Origin of the sequence: Streptomyces boluensis, assembly GCF_009908195.1 — a bacterium.
In the GTDB taxonomy this organism is placed as follows: domain Bacteria; phylum Actinomycetota; class Actinomycetes; order Streptomycetales; family Streptomycetaceae; genus Streptomyces; species Streptomyces boluensis.
This window is the reverse complement of sequence record NZ_JAAAHS010000746.1, coordinates 1-979: the sequence shown is the minus strand read 5'-3', so window position 1 is coordinate 979 and position 979 is coordinate 1. Positions and strand designations below refer to the sequence as shown.

Sequence of the window (979 nt, the reverse complement as noted above, 5' to 3'; positions counted from 1 at the left end):
TGTGTATAAGAGACAGGCCCGGCACCGCTCCCGGCACCGCTCCCGCGCGGGCCACCGCCGAGCGGACCGGCGCCCGCACCGCCGAGGCCGCCGAGTTGATCGGCGGCGCCCGGGAGCGGATCGACGCGCTCGACGACCGGATCATCGGCCTCGTACAGGAACGCATGGCCGTCTCGGCCGTGATCCAGGAGTCCCGGATCGCGTCGGGCGGCCGCCGGGTGAACCTCTCCCGCGAGATGGAGGTCCTCGGCCACTACCGGGACGCACTCGGCAAGCCCGGCACCGCGCTCGCGCTGACGCTCCTGGAGCTGTGCCGGGGTCAGGTCTGAGCGGGGTCCGGGGCTCGCGAGGGCCGGGTCCGGGCGGGGGCGCGGGCCGCAACCCCGTTCGGGCGGACCTGAGTTCGGGTGCGCTCTCACTCGTACGGCGCGTGACCGCCGCGCGACGGGCTTCGTTGGTCCCGGTGTCCGTGCCAGCCAGGGGCGGAACCGAAAGAACCACGCGTGGCTCCGCTGGAGCGATGAGACGTAACGGATGGTGCCGTGCGTCGTGGGACCTCGCTCCAGAGTGTGACCGGTCCGCAGGGGACAGCAGCCCGGTCACCAGGGAAAGATCAGTCGGCTCCGGGGACGCCCGGAGCCGACTGAACGGTCCGGGCACCGATGGCGAGAAGTGGCCGAAACGGTTGCGCGTTCCGCGGCTCATCCAGCACGATGCGTACGAGGCACCTTCCCGGTGCCGAGCTCTACAACTTCATTGCCATTGGTCAAGACCACTTGCGCGCCGCTTGTGCGCCGGGTCTCCGACCGGCACCCCCCAGTCCAGCGGCGCACCCCCCGGCGCCGCCCCGCGGCACCGACGCAGCCCTGACGTCGGTGCTGTCAGCGAAGGGCCCCGCGGCTCGCACTCCGCGGGGCCCTTCGCTGTGCACGGCACCTTTCGCTGCGCGACGCCTTTCGCTGTGCGCGGTGCCTTTCGC

At 72.3% G+C, this 979-nt stretch carries 1 protein-coding gene; it reads left to right on the top strand.

Annotation, left to right across the window (positions count from 1 at the left end):
* Positions 1–5: 5 nt before the first annotated feature.
* Positions 6–329 (top strand): chorismate mutase, encoded by a 324-nt coding sequence (locus GUY60_RS37880; RefSeq protein ID WP_161706028.1) that lies wholly within the window; start codon positions 6–8, stop codon positions 327–329.
* The last annotated feature ends 650 nt before the right edge of the window (positions 330–979 follow it).